The 16973-nt window shown below is 74.0% G+C and carries 5 protein-coding genes; 4 read left to right on the top strand and 1 reads right to left on the bottom strand.

Translation table 11 applies throughout. The features are described 5' to 3' along the window. The 4 genes from ACG83_RS33935 to ACG83_RS33920 form a co-directional block, all read left to right on the top strand. Nucleotides 1-9686 (top strand): type I polyketide synthase (locus ACG83_RS33935; RefSeq protein ID WP_054570382.1); only part of this gene is annotated, 9686 nt, incomplete at its 5' end. Between the two features lie 40 nt (nt 9687-9726). After that, a complete protein-coding gene (locus ACG83_RS33930) occupies nt 9727-12192 on the top strand; it encodes a type I polyketide synthase (protein ID WP_054570319.1) in 2466 nt (821 codons plus the stop codon). A 115-nt stretch (nt 12193-12307) separates the two neighbouring features. Then, complete coding sequence (locus tag ACG83_RS33925) at nt 12308-13114, top strand: SAM-dependent methyltransferase (protein ID WP_235498355.1); 807 nt, start codon at nt 12308-12310, stop codon at nt 13112-13114. Between the two features lie 1011 nt (nt 13115-14125). Next, entirely contained in the window at nt 14126-14980 is an 855-nt protein-coding gene (locus ACG83_RS33920) for an alpha/beta hydrolase (RefSeq protein ID WP_054570318.1), read from the top strand. 75 nt (nt 14981-15055) lie between these two features. Here ACG83_RS33920 and ACG83_RS33915 read toward each other — a convergent pair whose 3' ends face one another. Next, nucleotides 15056-16912, bottom strand: a complete 1857-nt coding sequence (locus ACG83_RS33915) for a phosphatidylglycerol lysyltransferase domain-containing protein (RefSeq protein WP_083473812.1) — start codon at nt 16910-16912, stop codon at nt 15056-15058. Nucleotides 16913-16973 lie beyond the last annotated feature (61 nt).

Raw genomic sequence — 16973 nt, 5'->3', positions numbered from 1 at the left:
GGTCGGTGGGGGGTGTGGAGGTGGTGCGGGAGTCGGTGGGGTGGCCTGAGGTGGGGGGTCGGGTGCGGCGGGCGGGGGTGTCGTCGTTTGGGATGTCGGGGACGAACGCGCACGTCATCCTCGAAGAACCCCCTGCGGAACAGGCCCCCGCGGATTCCGGCTCGGAGCCGACGGCCGCGGGCACCTTCGGCGGTGACTCGGCGCAGAGCACCGTCATGGCCGGTGGCTTCGGGGTCGTGCCCTGGGTTCTGTCGGCGCGGACGGCGACGGCTCTTCGGGCCCAGGCCGAGCGGCTGGCGGCCTGCCTGGCGGGCACCGGCGTCGGTGCGCCACCGCAGGGTGACGATGCTCCGTCCGCGCTGGACGTCGGCTGGTCCCTGGCCCGCGGGCGGGCGGCGCTCGACCACCGAGCGGTCGTGGTACGGGCTCTCGCGGACGGTGACGAGAACGGGCACGCCGAAGCACTGCGGATCCTGGCCGCCGGTGACGGTGAGCCGGTGACGGACCTGGTCCGCGGGGCCGTGCGCGGTGGTGATGACCGGGTGGTGTGGGTGTTCCCGGGGCAGGGGGCGCAGTGGGCGGGGATGGGCGTGGAGCTGCTGGAGTCGTCGGCGGTGTTCGCGCGGCGGGTGGCGGAGTGTGATCAGGCGTTGCGGCCGCTGGTGGGCTGGTCGGTGCTGGATGTGCTGCGGGATGTGGCGGGGGCGCCGTCGCTCGAGCGGGTGGACGTGGTGCAGCCGGTGTCGTGGGCGGTGATGGTGGGCCTGGCGGCGGTGTGGGAGTCGTGGGGGGTGCGGCCCGACGTGGTCGTGGGGCATTCACAGGGGGAGATCGCGGCGGCGTGCGTCGCGGGCGTGCTGTCGGTGCAGGACGCGGCGCGGGTGGTGGCGGTCCGGTCGCGGGTGATCGCACGGGTGCTGGCGGGGGCGGGCGGTATGGCGTCGGTGGCCCTGCCGGCCGGTGAGGTCGAGGCGCTGCTGGCGGCCCAGGCCGGCGGGCTGGAGGTCGCGGCGGTGAACGGGCCGTCGGCGACCACGGTGGCCGGGCCGCCGGAGGCGCTGGCGGACCTGCTGGCCCGCTGGGAGCACGAGGGCGTACGAGCCCGGCGGCTGCCGGTGGACTACGCCTCCCACACGGCCCAGGTGGAGCGGGTCCACGAGCCGCTCGCCGCGGAGCTGGCGGATCTCGTGCCCGCCGCGGGCACGGTGCCGGTGTGGTCGACGGTGACCGGCGGCCCGCTGGACCCGGCCGTGATGGACGGTGACTACTGGTACCGGAACCTGCGGTCGACGGTGCGCTTCGGGACCGTCATCGAGGGGCTTGTCGCGGACGGCTGCCGGGTCTTCCTGGAGATCAGCCCGCATCCGGTGCTCACCGCGGCGGTCGCGGGCACGGCGGAGGCCGCCGGCGTCCACGACGCGGTCGTCGTCGGGTCACTGCGGCGTGACGACGGTGGGCCGCGGCGGCTCGCCACCAGCGCGGCGGAGCTGTGGGTCCGCGGCGTGGCGGTGGACTGGGGTCCGCTGGTGGCCGGGGGGCGCCTGGTCGACCTGCCCACCTACCCCTTCGAGCACCGGCGCTACTGGCTGTCGGCCACCGCCCCCACCCGGTCCGCCGACCGCGGCGACGGGTCGGAGGCGGCGTTCTGGGACATGGTCGAACAGGTCGACGTCCCTGCGCTCGCCGGCGCCCTCGACCTGGGCCCCACCGCTTCGCTGCACGACATCCTGCCGGCGCTGTCCGCGTGGCGCCGCGGCCACCGACACCGGGCCGCCCTCGACGACCTGCGCTACCGCGTCGGCTGGCAGCCGATCAGCCTGCCCACGGGCGGCGAGGCCGCCGGTACCTGGCTGTTGCTCGTTCCGTCGACGGCGCCCGGCGAGGTCACCGCCGTGTGTGCGGACGTGGCACGTGCCCTGGCCGAGGACGGCTCCGACGTGGTGAGCCTGCCGGTCGGCGCCGAGGACGTCTCGCGGGACGCGTTCGCCAGCCGCCTGCGCTCGGCCGGGTCGGGCCCTGACGGTGCCGTCCGCGGCGTGGTCTCGCTGCTCGCGCTGACGGACACCGCGCATCCCGAGCTGCCTGGCCTGGGAGTCGGGGTGGCCGCGACGCTGGCGCTCACGCAGGCGATGGGCGATCTGGGCACCGACACGCCGTTGTGGTGCCTCACCCGCGGCGCGGTGTCCACCGGAGCCGACGATGCCGATGCCGATGGCCCGGTGGCTGACCCGAGCCAGGCGCAGATCTGGGGCCTGGGCCGGGTGGCGGCGCTGGAGCACCCGGCCAGCTGGGGCGGGCTGGTCGACCTTCCCGCGTCACTCGACGACAGGGCCCGGGGGCGGCTGAGGGACATCCTGCGGGGAACCTCCGGCGAGGACCAGCTCGCGATCCGGACCCAGGCCGTGTTCGCCCGCAGGCTGTCACGGGCTCCGCTCGGTGCTGTCGCGCCCCGTCGGTGGCGTCCGCGAGGGACGGTCCTGGTCACGAGCGGTGGCGGCCCGCTCGGCCCATATCTGGCCAGCTGGCTGTTCGACCACGGCGCCGACCATGTCGTGCTCGTCGGGCCACACCGGGCCGACGACCCCGACCTCGCCCCGCTGCATGGGCGGTCCCAGCAGTCGCGGCCCGCACGGCACCCGCGGCCTGCACAGCACCCGCGGCCTGGGCAGCAGCAGCCGCAGCAGCCGACACGACTGACCGTCGCCACCTGTGACCCGGCCGATCCCGACGCGCTGGCCGCGGTCGTCGGCGCGCACGGCACCGCTGACGAGCCGATCCGCTCGGTCGTGCACGCCGCCGCGCTGCTGGGGCTGCGCCCCCTGGACGACGTCACTCCCGGCGAGCTCGCCGCTGTCCTCGCCACGAAGGCGGGTGCCGCGCAGGTCCTCGACGAGCTGTTCGACACCGACACGCTCGACGCGTTCGTGCTGTTCTCCTCGGTCACCGGAGTGTGGGGCAGCGCGGATCACGCGGCCTATGCCGCCGCGAACGCCTCCCTGGACGCGCTGGCGCAGCGGCGCCGGGCCCGGGGCCTGCCCGCGACCTCGATCGCCTGGGGCCTGTGGCAACCGCTGCGGGCGGACGGCACCGCGCCCGCCATCGATTCCGTCGGCGTCGCGCCTGGCGGCAGCGACAGATACGGCGACAGCGACAGTTACGGCGACGGCGACGGCGACGGCGACGGCGAGGGCGCCGGCGCCGGCGACGATCCGACGGCACTGCGGCAGCGGGCGCGCGGACTGGGCTTCCTCGACCCGGACCTGGCGCTGGAAGCCATGGGGCAGGCACTCGGCCACGACGAGACCGAGGTGGTCGTCGCCGAGATCGACTGGAGCCGTTTCATCCCCGTCTTCACCTCGGCCGGCCCCCGTCCGCTGCTCGACACGCTGCCCGAGGCACGCGAGCTGGCCGATAGTCGCACCGAGGGCGGGACGACGTCAGCGGAGGAGATGCCGCCGCTGGTCCGCCGGCTCGCCGCCCTGCCCGCCGGCGAGCGTGACCGCGCGCTTGTCGACGAGGTCCGGGCCCGGGCCGCGGCCGTGCTCGGGCACGCCGACGCGGCGACGGTGGGTGCGCAGCGTGCCTTCCGGGACCTCGGCTTCGACTCACTCACCTCCGTCGACCTGCGAAACCGGATCGGCGAGGTGTTCGGCCTGCGGCTGCCGGCCACGCTGGTGTTCGACTATCCGACCCCGGCCGCGCTCGCGGAGTTCCTCGGCACGGAGCTCGCCGCGAGCCTCGGCACGAGCACCGACACGAGCACCGACACGAACACCGTCCCCGGCCCCACCGCCGCCGGGGCGGTCGCGGGCCTCGGCGCTCCCCCCGAGGCCGAACCGGTCGCGATCGTCGCCATGGCCTGCCGGCTGCCCGGCGGTGTCCGCTCACCCGAGGACCTGTGGCGGCTGGTGGCCGACGGACAGGACGCGATCACCGGGTTCCCGACCGACCGGGGCTGGAACCTCGATGACCTCTACGACCCGGACCCCGAGCGCCCGGGCACCTCCTATGTGCGCCACGGCGGCTTCCTCGCCGACGTCGCGGAGTTCGACGCCGAGTTCTTCGGTATCGGCCCCCGTGAGGCCCTGGCGATGGACCCCCAGCAGCGCCTGCTGCTCGAGGTGTCCTGGGAGGCGCTCGAACGCGCCGGCATCGACCCGGCCAGTCTGCACGGAACCTCCGGGGGCGTGTTCGTCGGCACCAACGTCCAGGACTACGGACCGCGGGCGATGGCCGCCGCCGAGCCGATGGAGGGCTATATCGGCATCGGCAACGCCGCCAGCGTGATGTCCGGCCGCATCTCCTACGCCCTCGGACTGCAGGGGCCGGCCGTCACGGTGGACACCGCCTGTTCCTCCTCGCTGGTGGCCCTGCACCAGGCGGTCGCGGCACTGCGGCAGGGGGAGTGCTCACTGGCGCTGGCCGGAGCCGCGGTGGTGATGTCCTCGCCGCTGATGTACGTCGAGTTCAGCCGGCAGCGCGCGCTGTCGCCGGACGGCCGCTGCCAGGCCTTCGGCGCGGGCGGCGACGGAACGGGGCTGTCCGAGGGCGTCGGGATCCTGGTCCTGGAACGGCTCGGTGACGCCCGCCGCAACGGTCATCCGGTGCTCGCCCTGGTCGAGGGCAGCGCGGTCAACTCCGACGGCGCGTCCAACGGGCTCAGCGCGCCGAACGGCCCGGCGCAGCAGCGGGTGATCCGCCAGGCGCTCGCCGCCGCCGGGCTGTCCGCGTCCGACGTCGACGCGGTGGAGGCCCACGGCACCGGGACGAAGCTGGGTGATCCCATCGAGGCCCAGGCGCTCATCGCCACCTACGGCCGGGACCGGCCGGCGCGGCAACCGCTGTGGCTGGGATCGCTGAAGTCCAACATCGGGCACACCCAGGCCGCCGCCGGGGTCGCCGGAGTGATCAAAATGGTCCTGGCGATGCGGCACGGCCAGCTGCCGCGCACGCTGCACGCCACCGAGCCCACCCCGCACGTCGACTGGGACGCGGGCGCCGTCCGGCTGCTGACCGAACGGATTCCCTGGCCGGACCGCCCGGCCGGCGCGGACCCGCGGAACGGGCCCGGCCCGGACGGACCTGACTCGAACGGGCGAGGCCCGCGCCGGGCCGGGATCTCCGCCTTCGGGATCAGCGGCACCAACGCTCACGTGATCGTCCGTGAGGCACCCGACGACCCGGCGGAGGACGACCCCGCGGCAGACGACCCCGCGGCTGGCGGGCCGGACGTCCCGACCGGCGCCGACGGTGGCCAGTCGCCCCGGGCGGAGCCACTCCCGGTGCCGCTGCTCGTCTCGGCGCGCAGCGAGCGGGCTCTGCGTGCCCAGGCGCGACGACTGGCCGCCCATCTCGCCGACCATCCCGACACGGCCGTGCCGGATGTCGCCCTGGCCACGGTGACCACCCGCGGCACGTTCGACCACCGGGCCGTCGTCGTCGGCGCGGACCACGCGGGCCTGGGCGCCGGGCTCGCACGGCTCGCCGCCGAGCCGGGTCCCGCCGACGGGCTCGTCGGCGACGTCCCCACCGCCTCTGTCACCTTCACCGACGAGCCGGCGGGTGCGCTGATCGCCCGGGGCCTGGCGCGACCTGACCCACGGGTCGCCTTCGTCTTCCCCGGGCAGGGCTCCCAGTGGGCCGGCATGGGCCGGGAGCTGCTCAGGTCCTGCCCACCGTTCCGCGAGCGGATGACCGCCTGCGCCGAGGCGTTCGCGCCCTACTTCGGCTGGTCCCTGCTGGACGTCGTCAGCGGTGCCGAGGACGCCCCCGGGCTCGACGACATCGAGGTGATCCAGCCCGCCCTGATGTCGATGATGGTGTCGCTCGCGGCGGCCTGGGAGGCCTACGGAGTGACCCCGGCCGCCGTGGTCGGGACCAGCCAGGGCGAGGTCGCCGCCGCGCACGTCGCCGGGATCCTCTCCCTCGCCGACGCCGCCCGGGTCATCGCGCTGCGCAGCCGGCTGCTGGCCGAGCGCCTGCGTGGCCGCGGAGCGTTGGCCTCCGTCGCACTGCCCGCCGCCGCCGTGCAGGCCCGGCTCGCCCGCTTCGGCGGCCGGCTCGCCATCGGCGGTGTCAACGGTCCGCGCCAGGTCACCGTCGCGGGGGAGACCGCCGCCCTGACGGAGCTGCTCGCCGAGCTCACCGACGAGGGCGTTCGCGCGCGGAGCGTGGCGGCGTCGGTCGCGACGCACTGCGCCCAGGTGGACGGCATCCGTCCCGAGCTGATGGAGATCCTGCGGCCGGTGACGGGCAGCCGGGCGCGGATCCCGTTCTACTCGACGGTGACCGGCGGGCTGCTGGACGGGGCGCCGCCCGGCGCCGAGTACTGGTACTCCAACACCCGCGAACCGGTGCTGCTCGAAGCGGCCACCACCGCGCTGCTGGCCGCCGGTTTCGACACGTTCGTCGAGGTCAGCCCGCACCCGGTGGTCGGGTTCGCGCTCGCGGAGACGGTGGAGCAGACCGGCCGTGACGCCGCCGTCGTCGGCACCCTGCAACGAGGCGGGGGAGGCGCGGACCGCCTGCTCCACGCGCTCGCGCAGCTGCATGTCCGCGGCGTCGACGTCGACTGGCGGGCGGCGTTCGCCGGAACCCCGGCCCGCCCGGCCGCGCTGCCGACCTACGCCTTCCAACGCCGGCGTTTCTGGCCACGGGCCGCCGCGCCGCGCCCCGCGAGCGGCGTGACCGCGGCTGGTGAGCCGCTGGACCATCCGCTGCTCGCCGAGGTGGTGCCGCTCGCCGACGGTGGCCAGCTGTTGACGGGCCGGATCGCCATCGCGACGCAGCCGTGGCTGGCCGGGCGCACCCTGGCCGGGATCCCGGTCGCGCCGGACTCCGTTCTGCTGGAGCTGGCCATCCGCGCCGGTGACGAGATCGGCGCGACGACGGTGACCGAGCTTGCCGTGACCGAACCGCTGGTTCTGCCCGAATCCGGCGGACTTCGCATCCAGGCGCGGATCGGCCCGCCGGACGGTGCCGGGCGCCGCCCGCTGACGGTGCACGCCTGCCCGGACGACGCCCCGGCTGACGCGACCTGGACGGCCCACGCGACCGCGGTGCTGACCGACACCCCCGCGGTGCTGACCGACACGGCCGCGCCCACCGTCGACCTGGACGTCTGGCCTCCCGCGGGCGCCTCGCCACTGGACGTCGACGGCCTCTATGCGGACCTTCGTGCCGCCGGCCACGGAGATCCGCAGGAGGGCCCCCGGCCGACCTCGGTCTGGCGGGCACCGACCGGGCTGTTCGCCGAGGTCACCCTCGCGGCCGGTGCTCACGGGCACAGCCATGACCACGACGTCGACGGTGATCGCGACGGTGGCGCCGACACGGACGGGGACGACGACGGGAGCCGGTTCGGGCTCCACCCGGCGCTGCTCGCGGCAGCCGGTCAGCTTGCTCTCCGGCACCATCTGGAGGCCGGCCAGGCCTCCCGACCGGTTACCGGGGCGGGAGGGCTCCCCGGCTCGGTGCCGATGTCCGCCGGCGCACCGGTCGTCACCTCCGCCGAATATCACGAGGTGTGCCTGTACGCGACCGGGGCGCGGACCCTCCGCGTCCACGTCGTCGCCGGCGCCGGGCCGGACGCGGTCGGCGTGCGGATCGCCGACCATACCGGCGCGCCGGTGGCGTCGATCGGCTCGATCGTGTTCCGGGAGGTGGAGCCCACTCGGCTGCGCGCGCGGCCCGGGCAGCTCGCGGACGCGATGTTCGCGGTCGAATGGGTACCCGCGACGGACCAGGCCCAGCCCGGGCCGGGCCAGGTGGCTCCGGCTCCGCCGGCGGCGCGGCGGTGGGCGGTCGTGGGGCCGGATCCGTTCGGGCTGCGCACCGCGCTCGCGCTGGCCGGCGTGGACATCCACGGCTGCGCCGATCTGGCCGAGGCGGCCGGGGACGGCACGGGGCGTCCTGTTCCCGACGTCCTCCTGGTGACCTGCCCTCCGCGGCCGACGGAGACCACCGAATCCGGCGGCGACGTCGCGCTGGCGGCGCGCGCGGCCCTGCGACGGATCCTGACCCTGGCGCGGGACTGGCTCGCCGACGAGCGTTTCGCCGCCACCAGGTTCGTCGTCGTCACCGCAGGCGCGGTCGCGGATGCGCCCGGCGATGGCGGGGTCGATCTCGTCGCCGCCCCGGTGTGGGGGCTCATCGCCTCCGCCGCGTCCGAGAACCCGGACCGTTTCCTGCTCGTGGATGTCGACTCCGCCCCGGAGTCGTCCCGAGCGCTGCCGGCCGCGGTCAGCTGCCCGGAGCCGCGGGTCGTGATCCGGGCCGGTGCCGTGTTGGGCCAGCGGCTCGTCCGCGCGTCGACGGCCAGATCGACGGCCAGATCGACGACCAGAGCAACCGCCAGGTCGGCGGTGACGTCGACGGGTGCCGAGGCGACGACGGAGGCGCCCGCCGGGTGGAGGCGCGCCGGGACGACGCTGATCACCGGAGGCACCGGAACGCTCGGCGGGCTGGTCGCGCGGCATCTGGTCACCACGCACGGAGTCCGGCACCTGTTGCTGGCCAGCCGCGGCGGCCCGCACGCCCCCGGCGCCACCGCACTGGCCGACGAGCTGGCCGCGCTGGGCGCCCGGGTCGCGGTGGCGGCCTGCGATGTCGCGGACCGGGCCGCGGTGGCCGACCTGCTGGCCACGATCCCCGCCGATCATCCGCTGACCGCGGTCGTCCACACCGCCGGTGTGCTCGACGACGGCGTGCTCGGCTCCCTCACCCCTGACCACCTGGAGCGCGTGCTGCGCCCGAAGATGGATGCCGCGCTGCACCTGCACGAGCTGACCCAGGGCCAGGACCTGCACGCCTTCGTGATGTTCTCGTCGTCCGCGGCCACGTTCGGCAGCCCCGGGCAGGGCAACTACGCCGCCGCCAACACCTTCCTGGAGGCGCTGGCCCGCCACCGCCGCCTCGCCGGGCTGCCCGCGGTGGCGCTCGGCTGGGGATACTGGGCTCCTCGCAGCGCGATGGCCGGTCATCTCGAGCCAGCCACGCTGGCGCGCCGGATGGCCGCGGGCGGACTGCTCCCGATCTCCGCGGCCGACGGGATGGCACTGCTGGACGCCGCGCTCGCCGACGATCGTCCCGTCCTGCTGCCGATGCGGCTGGATCCGCGCTCGCTGCCGGCCGACGCTGTCACGCCACTGCTGCGCGGCCTCGTCCGCCGTCCGGTCCGGCGGACGGTCGACAGCGCCACCGCGGTCTCGGCCCGCACCCTGACCCAGCGACTGGCCGGGCTGAGCGCCACCGAGCGGGACAGGCTCCTGCTGGACGCCGTGTGCGCCACGGCCGCGGCGGCGCTGGGCCACGCGTCCGCCGACGAGGTGGCCCCACACCGGCCGTTCAAGGAGCTGGGGTTCGACTCGCTGGCGTCACTGCAGTTCCGCAACCGACTGGCGGCCGCGACCGGGGTGCGGCTGCGGCCGACGCTGGTCTTCGACTTCCCGACGCCCGCCGCGATTGCCGGCCACCTGCGGGATCAGCTGCATGCCCCCGATCCAGCCACCGGGAGCGACGACACCGCGCCCCGCACCGCGCCCAGCTCCGGGCCCGGCGACGTGGCGGCGGGACCGCCGGTGGTCGTGGCCACTCACGGCGGGGAACCGGACGAGCACACCGACACCGCGTTCGACGAGATGGACGCCGAGGCCCTGATCCGGCTGGCGCTCGGCGACGACTCGTGATCGACCGACCTGTGTGCGACACCGACCGCAGGAGGCAAGGGTGACCAACACCGCCGACAGGCTCGTCGAGGCGCTGCGGGCGACGATGAAGGAGAATGAGCGCCTGCGTCGGCAACTCGCCGCGACGACCGAACCCATCGCCGTGATCGGGATGGCCTGCCGCTTCCCGGGCGGTCTGCGTTCCCCGGACGAGCTGTGGCGGTTCGTCGCCGCCGGCGGCGACGCGATCTCCCCGTTCCCGTCGAACCGAGGGTGGGACACGTCCGCCCTGCCGTGCTTCGGTGGCGGATTCCTGCACGACGCGGCCGACTTCGACCCGGAGTTCTTCGGCCTGACGGAGAACGAGGCGCTGGCGACCGACCCGCAGCAGCGCCTGCTGCTGGAGACCTCGTGGGAGGCGTTCGAGCACGCGGGCATCGACCCGCTCACCGCCCGCGGCAGCAGTACCGGTGTGTTCTTCGGCGTGATCTTCCACGACTACGGCTACCGGCTGCGCCCGCCCCCGCCGGGAATCGACGGCTACACCTACTTCGGCAGCGCCGGCAGCATCGCGTCCGGCCGGGTCGCCTACACCCTCGGCCTCGAAGGACCGTGCGTCACCCTGGACGCCGCCTGCGCCTCGTCGCTCGTCGGCCTGCACCTGGCCAGTCAGGCCCTGCGGCGTGGTGAATGCGCCCTGGCGCTGGTCGGCGGGGTGTCCGTGCTCGCCACCACCGAGCTGTGGGAGGAGACCACCAGGACGGGCCAGGGCCTGGCCGCGGACAGCCGCTGCAAGTCGTTCGCCGCCGCCGCCGACGGCACCGGCATCTCCGAAGGCGTCGGCGTCCTGCTGGTGGAACGCCTCAGCGACGCCCGGCGCAACGGTCACCCGGTACTCGCGGTGGTGCGGGGCAGCGCGGTCGACCAGAGCGGTGCCACCAACGGCTTCACCGCGCCCAGCGCGGCGTCCCAGGAACGGCTGATCACCCGCGCGCTCGCGGACGCCCGCCTCGAACCGGGCGACGTCGACGCGGTCGAGGGCCACGGCACCGGCACCCCGGTCGGCGACCCGATCGAGCTCGCCGCGCTGCTCGCCACCTACGGCCGCGGCCGGCCCGCCGGCCGTCCGCTGTGGCTCGGTTCGCTGAAGTCGAACCTCGGGCACACCCAGGCCGCCGGCGGTGCCGGTGCCGTCATCAAGGCCGTGATGGCGATGCGGCACGGGGTTCTCCCGCGCACCCTGCACGTCGACGCGCCGACCCCGCACGCCGACTGGGCACACGGCGGTGTGGCGCTGTTGCGGGAATCCGTCCCCTGGCCGGCCACCGAAGGCCGCCCCAGGCGGATCGGTGTCTCCTCCTTCGGAGCCAACGGCACCCTGGCCCACGCCGTCCTCGAACAGGTTCCGCGGGAGCTCGAACAGGTTCCGCGGGAGCTCGAGGAACCCACGGCCCGCCGCGCGGGCGAAGGCAGCGACGGGGGCCTTGACGTCGTGCCCTGGCTGCTCTCGGCGCGATCCGCGGCCGGCCTGCGCGGTCAGGCCGAGCGACTGCTCGCGCATCTGAACGAACACCCCGACCTCGCCCCGGCCGATGTCGCGTACACGTTGGCGACCGGCCGCTCCGCCTTCGAGCACAGGGCGGTGCTCGTCGCCGCCGACCCCGCCCAGCTCAGGCGGGGACTCGCCGCCGTCGCCGCGGGAACCCACGCCGCCGAGATGGAGTTCGCACCCGCCATCGGTCCGGCTGACGGTTCACCCGCCGTCGGTTCACCCGTCGGCGGTTCGCGCGCCGCCGGCTCGGCGGAGCCGGTGACCGTGACGCGAGGCGTTGTCAGCGCGGGGCACGCCGACCGGGCCGCTCCGGTCGGCACGACATCCGGCTTCGCGGCTTCCGGCGTTCCGCTCGCCTTCGTCTTCCCCGACCGGCCCGGCAGGCTTCCGGGCCATGACAGCGCGCTGGCGGAGCGCTTCGCCGCCTTCGCGGCCGCCCTGCGGGCCATCGGCACGGCGTTCGACGAACCAGGGCTCGAACGCGCGGACGGGAACACGGCCCCGGAGGCCTGGGCGGGTTTCGCCTCGCAGGTCGCGCTGTGCCGGCTGCTGGAATCCTGCGGGGTGCGCGCGGACATGGTTCTCGGCGTCGGCACGGGCGAACTGGCTGCCGCGTATGTGAACGGCACTCTGACCGCCGACGACGTGCGCGCTCTGATCGCGACGCATCCGTCGTCGGTCCCGGCGTCCCCTGACGACCGCCGCGTTCCCTCCACCGCCACGGCGGTGGTCATCGGGACGTCCGCGGCGGATGGCGGCGGGTCGAACGGCGCAGCTGACCTGGTGTTGCTACCCGCTGGCCGCACAGCGGTCCGGGGCATCACGGATCTGCTGGCCGCGCTGCACATCCGCGGCGTCGTGGTGAACTGGCAGGCATTCCTCACCGGAACCGGCGCCCGCGGGGTGGACCTGCCCACCTACGCCTTCCAGCGCAGACGTTTCTGGCTGGAGGCCAGCCCAGCGCGGAAGACCTGAGCACACACGATCCGGCGGGTTGCCGGTGGAGGACAACGACCTACGCCCAACAGATGCCGGGTCGGGAGTCTCCGATCGTGACCATCCTGCTGCGGGATGCACCAGGGTGTGCATGATGGTCAACATGGGTGCTGACGAGTTGGCGCAGAGCGCATGGTCCCGGGTGGACACGGGTGTGCCGCACTCCGCGCGGGTCTGGAACTACTGGCTCGGAGGCAAGGACAACTTTCCCGCCGACCGGGAGTTGGGCGACAAGGTCTACGAGGTCTACCCGGACATCGTGCGGGTCGCCCGCGCGCAGCGGGAGTTCCTGGTCCGCGCGGTCACGTTCCTCGCCGGCGAGGTCGGTATTCGCCAGTTCCTGGACATCGGCACCGGCCTGCCGACGGCGGACAACACCCATGAGGTCGCGCAGCGAATCGCCCCGGATTCCCGCGTCGTCTATGTGGACAACGATCCGCTGGTGCTGGTGCATGCCCGCGCGCTGCTGACCAGCGCACCCGGCGGCGCCACCGCCTATGTCGACTCCGACGTTCGTGATCCCGCCGGAATTCTCACCGGGGCGGCCGAGCTCCTGGACTTCACCAAGCCGGTCGCGCTCGTCATGTTCGGCATCATGGGGAACGTCGCCGACACCGATGAGGCACGGGCAATCGTGAGGCACCTGCTCGGCGAGGTGCCGTCGGGCAGCTATCTGGCGCTCAACGACGGCACCCACGGCGAGGACGTCGACAAGGCGATCGAGATCACCCAGGCCGACGGTCACCCCTACAACCTGCGCACCCCGGAGCAGGTCACGTCCTTCTTCGACGGGCTCGAGATCGTCGAGCCGGGCGTGGTCTCGACGCCGTTCTGGCGGCCCGTGCCCGGGCAGGAGCCGCAGTCGCTCCACATCTTCGGTGGTGTTGGCCGCAAGCCGTAGCCCGCTCTCGGCGCGGATCGGCCGTGCGCGAGCTCCCCTGAACCCGGAGCTCGCCACGACAACAACCCGCGTATCGCGAGCTCGGTACGCGCCCGCTCGGTACCAGTCAGCACAGCATCACCAGTCAGCACAGCTGCGCCTCGGCCAGTCCTCCGACGAGGGCGGCGTCATGCCCGGGTCGCTGACCGGCCACCGGTGGACGCCGGAACTGCCGAGGCGGGGGGCTCGGCCCCGGACCGGCGGCGGGACGCCGACGCGCCCTGGGGTGAAGTGCCAGCCCGCGTGCGTCGCGTCAGGTGCGTCCGCGGAGGAGGGGCGGGAGCGCGAGCTCGTCCTCACACACGCACCAGTCGAGCCGCGCGTCCGGCCTCCTGCCCTGGCCGCGTGCCCGGCCTCCCGCCCCGGCTGCCCGCCCGGCCCAGTTCGGAAGCCGATGACGGCCGCTTTCCGGGCATTGCGTCGGTGCGGCGGCGTCAGAATTACAGCGGCCTACCGCGAAACTGTTGACATCCGGGCCGCGGCGGCGCAGAGTCGTCGTATGTCGCGGCTGGGTTTGCCAACAACCCTGGGTTCGCCAACAACCAGGGTTTTTCGTGCGACGCGCCTCGTGACCCGCTGCCACATCGACTTCCTGCTGGTTTCCTCCGCGGCCTGTTGACGGTCATCCGCGTACTGAGGTTGCCAGCTGTCGGCCGGGTCACCCCGTTGCTCGCCGTGGCCTGATCGTGGTGTTTTCCGTACCCGCCTGACAGTTTCTCCCACCGGGCGTTCTGGCCCCGGCTGGGGTGCTTTCCGTCGGGTCGACGACGCGCGGGCCCGGTGCAGTCACCGGCATCCTGAACGGTTTCCCGTACAGTTCTACGGCACTGTTGTGTCGACGTTTCCGTTGCCGGTTTTCCGGCGGTTCTCACCCCGGTTTCCGAGGTCATTGGCGAAGAAACCGGGCCCGTCCCTCCCGTCCGGGACAAACGGCGTTTTCGGCGCCGCTGTCCCCGTTTCCAGGAGCAACAGATGTCCTCCGTCACTGACAGCCGACAGACCCCGGCGCGCTCCAACCGCCAACTTCGCGGCTATCTCGGCCGCGCCGCGACCCGCTTCTGGCCCGCGATGGACGGGAACAGCCCGCCCCGTGCGTCGATCGTGCTCATGCCCGGCCGCGGCGAGGACGTCACCCACTTCGAACGGGTCGCGCTGCGGTTGGCTGTCGACGGCTACGACGTGACGTTCCTGGGGTCGGCCGAACATGCCGACGTCGCGCTTGCCGAGGCCCGGCGGCCGGGGGCCCCGTTCGTCCTGTTCGGCTCCGACACCGGGGCGTTGCGCGCGCTGGAGCTGGCCGGTTCACCCGCGCTGCGGCCGGACGCGCTCGTCCTGCTCGGCCTGCCGCTGCTGCACCGGGCGTTCGCGGGCGAGATGCCCGAGGGCCTGCCGCCGCGGGCGCTTCCCGATCTTCCCACCCTGCTCATCCACGGTCGCCACGACGAGGTCAGCCCGCACCACCTCGCGCGGATCATCACCCGGACGGTGCGGACCGCCCGGCTGGAATCGGTACCGGGTGGCCACCGGGTCCTGTCCGGGCCGGGTGCGCGGCTGGCCGCGGCGCTCACCGTGCTGTTCGTCGAATCGTTGCTTCAGGGTAGCCACCCGGGGTCTCGGGGCGGCTTGCCGGCGGATCGCCCCGGTGCCGGCTCGGGTTCGCGCGTCGGCGTCCGCGTCGGCGCGGGTATCGGCGCCGGCGCTGTCGGCGTCGGCGCGGCGTCCCGTTCCGACGCCGGCATCGCGCGGGTTGGCGATGCGGTGACATGGGTCCCCGGCGTCCCGCGGCAGATCGGTGTCACCATGCGGCGGCGAACAGACGGTTCCTGAGACCCGAGGAGATCACGGCCGGCCTTGGAACAGCCACGCGGGAGGCGCCCGCGCCTCCGCACCGCTGACCGGTGCCTATCCCTCGCAGCGCCTGCTGCGGTGGCGACGGAGGGGAAGGTGTTCCCGCCAGCGTGGCCAGACCAGGAAGGCCTCGGCCTCGAGCATGGCCAGGGCGATCCGGGGCAGGTCGGTGGTGGTGGGATAGCAGACGTAGCGCGGCGACCAGGTCGGGGAGAACTTGGCGTTGAACCGGTAGAGGCTGTCGATCTGGAACCAGCGGGAAAGGAAGATCAACAGCCCGCGCCACCAACGGATCATCGGTCCGGCGCCGAGGCGTTCGCCGCGTTCGATCGCGGATCGGAAGACCGCGAAGTTCAGCGAGATCCGCCGTACACCGAGCTGCTGGGCCTGGCGCACGGCCTGGACGATGAGGAACTCGTTGACGCCGTTGTCGGCGCTGCGGTCGCGCGTCATGACGTCCAGCGACAGCCCGTCGCGCCCCCAGGGAACGAAGTGGAGCACCGCGCGCGGTCTGGGCTCGGCGGTCTCGTCCGGCTTCGCCTCCTCCGGGGGCAGGGCGGCGTCGTCCGGCGCCGCGGTGCCGGGCGTCTCCTGGTCGGCTGGCGGTGCCCCGGCCGAGTAGGCCGTGACGACGACGCAGTCGCCGTCGGCGGGATCACCGATGCGGCCCAGCGCCATGGAGAAGCCGCGTTCGGTCTCACTGCCGCGCCAGCGGGCCACCTGGCTGCGCAGCAACGCCAGATCCTGCGGGGTGAGCTCGTTGACCCGTTGGATCACCGCCGTGTAGCCGGCGCGTTCGACGCGGGCGACGGCCTGGCGGACGTTGCGCATCGACCGGCCCTCCAGGCTGAAGGTCGCGGTGTCGAGGATGGCCTCGTCCCCGATCTCCAACACCGACAGGCCGGCGCGGGTCCAGGCGAGCCCGCCCGCCTCGGAGCATCCGATGACCGCGGGTACCCAGGCATGATCGGCAGCCTCACGAAGGAACTCGGTGAGAGCCCCGGGCCAGGCCTCCCGGTCACCGAGTGGGTCACCGCTGGCGAGCATCACCCCCGAGACCACGCGGTAGGCCACGCAGGCCTTGCCGCTCGGCGACCAGACGACGGACTTGTCCGAGCGCAGGACGAAGTAGCCCAGCGAGTCGTCCGCTCCGCGCCGGGCCAGCAGGACACGCACCCGGGCCTCGTCCTCCTCGGTCAGCATCGGACGGGGCTCGGGCGGCCGCAGCGCGAGGTAGCCGGTGCTGACGATGGTCAGCACCCCCATGGTCAGCAGGATCCGGAAGACGAGATCAGCGAAACGGGCCGAGACGAACATCAGCGGCCCCTGGATTCCGACCATCCCCAGCACGACCTGTTCCAGCTGGGCTGACAGCGGGTGCGGGCCGACGATCCGATCGTGGCGCAGCCGCAGCAGGACCAGGCCGACCACGATGGAGACCACAGCGAGGAACGACCCGACGCCGATCGCGCGCCAGCGCGTCGTCGGGTCACCCTTGGCTCGGAACTCCCGGCGGGTCACCACGAGGGCCGCCAGCAACGCGGCCGACCCGGTGGCCTCCTCATAGTCCAGGCCCTTGAGCACGTGCAGGACGACGCTGACGGCCAGCAGGACAACGGTGGCCCGCCAGGCCCGCCGCTTGCGCCGGCGCAGCCCCGCGGAGAGCAGCACCAGCAGCATCCCGACGACGACGGTGAACGCGGACGCCTGCCGTGACACCGCCATGGGCAGCAGCGCCCGCAGGTCATCGAGGCGCGAGCGCCACCCCGGGGTCACGGCCGAGGCCATGTCCAGCAGACCGATGGCGAGTGTCAGCAGCGCGGCGACACGCGGGATCCACCGTCGCTTCTCCCGGGCCGCCTGACCGGACCCATGGCACTTCGGCAACAGCTCCCCCTGCTTCACGGACATGCCAGCCCGACATGATCTCCCGAGTATGGAGGCCGTCGCGGCGTGTGCGGCACGAGGGCTG

Origin of the sequence: Frankia sp. R43 (assembly GCF_001306465.1) — a bacterium.
Taxonomy (GTDB): domain Bacteria; phylum Actinomycetota; class Actinomycetes; order Frankiales; family Frankiaceae; genus Parafrankia; species Parafrankia irregularis.
This window is presented reverse-complemented; position numbering and strand designations above follow the sequence as displayed.

Excerpts from the sequence above, each read along its gene's own strand:
- ACG83_RS33915 (WP_083473812.1), bottom strand. The coding sequence starts at position 16,912 with ATGTCCGTGAAGCAGGGGGAGCTGTTGCCGAAGTGCCATGGGTCCGGT.
- ACG83_RS33920 (WP_054570318.1), top strand. The coding sequence starts at position 14,126 with ATGTCCTCCGTCACTGACAGCCGACAGACCCCGGCGCGCTCCAACCGC.
- ACG83_RS33925 (WP_235498355.1), top strand. The coding sequence starts at position 12,308 with ATGGTCAACATGGGTGCTGACGAGTTGGCGCAGAGCGCATGGTCCCGG.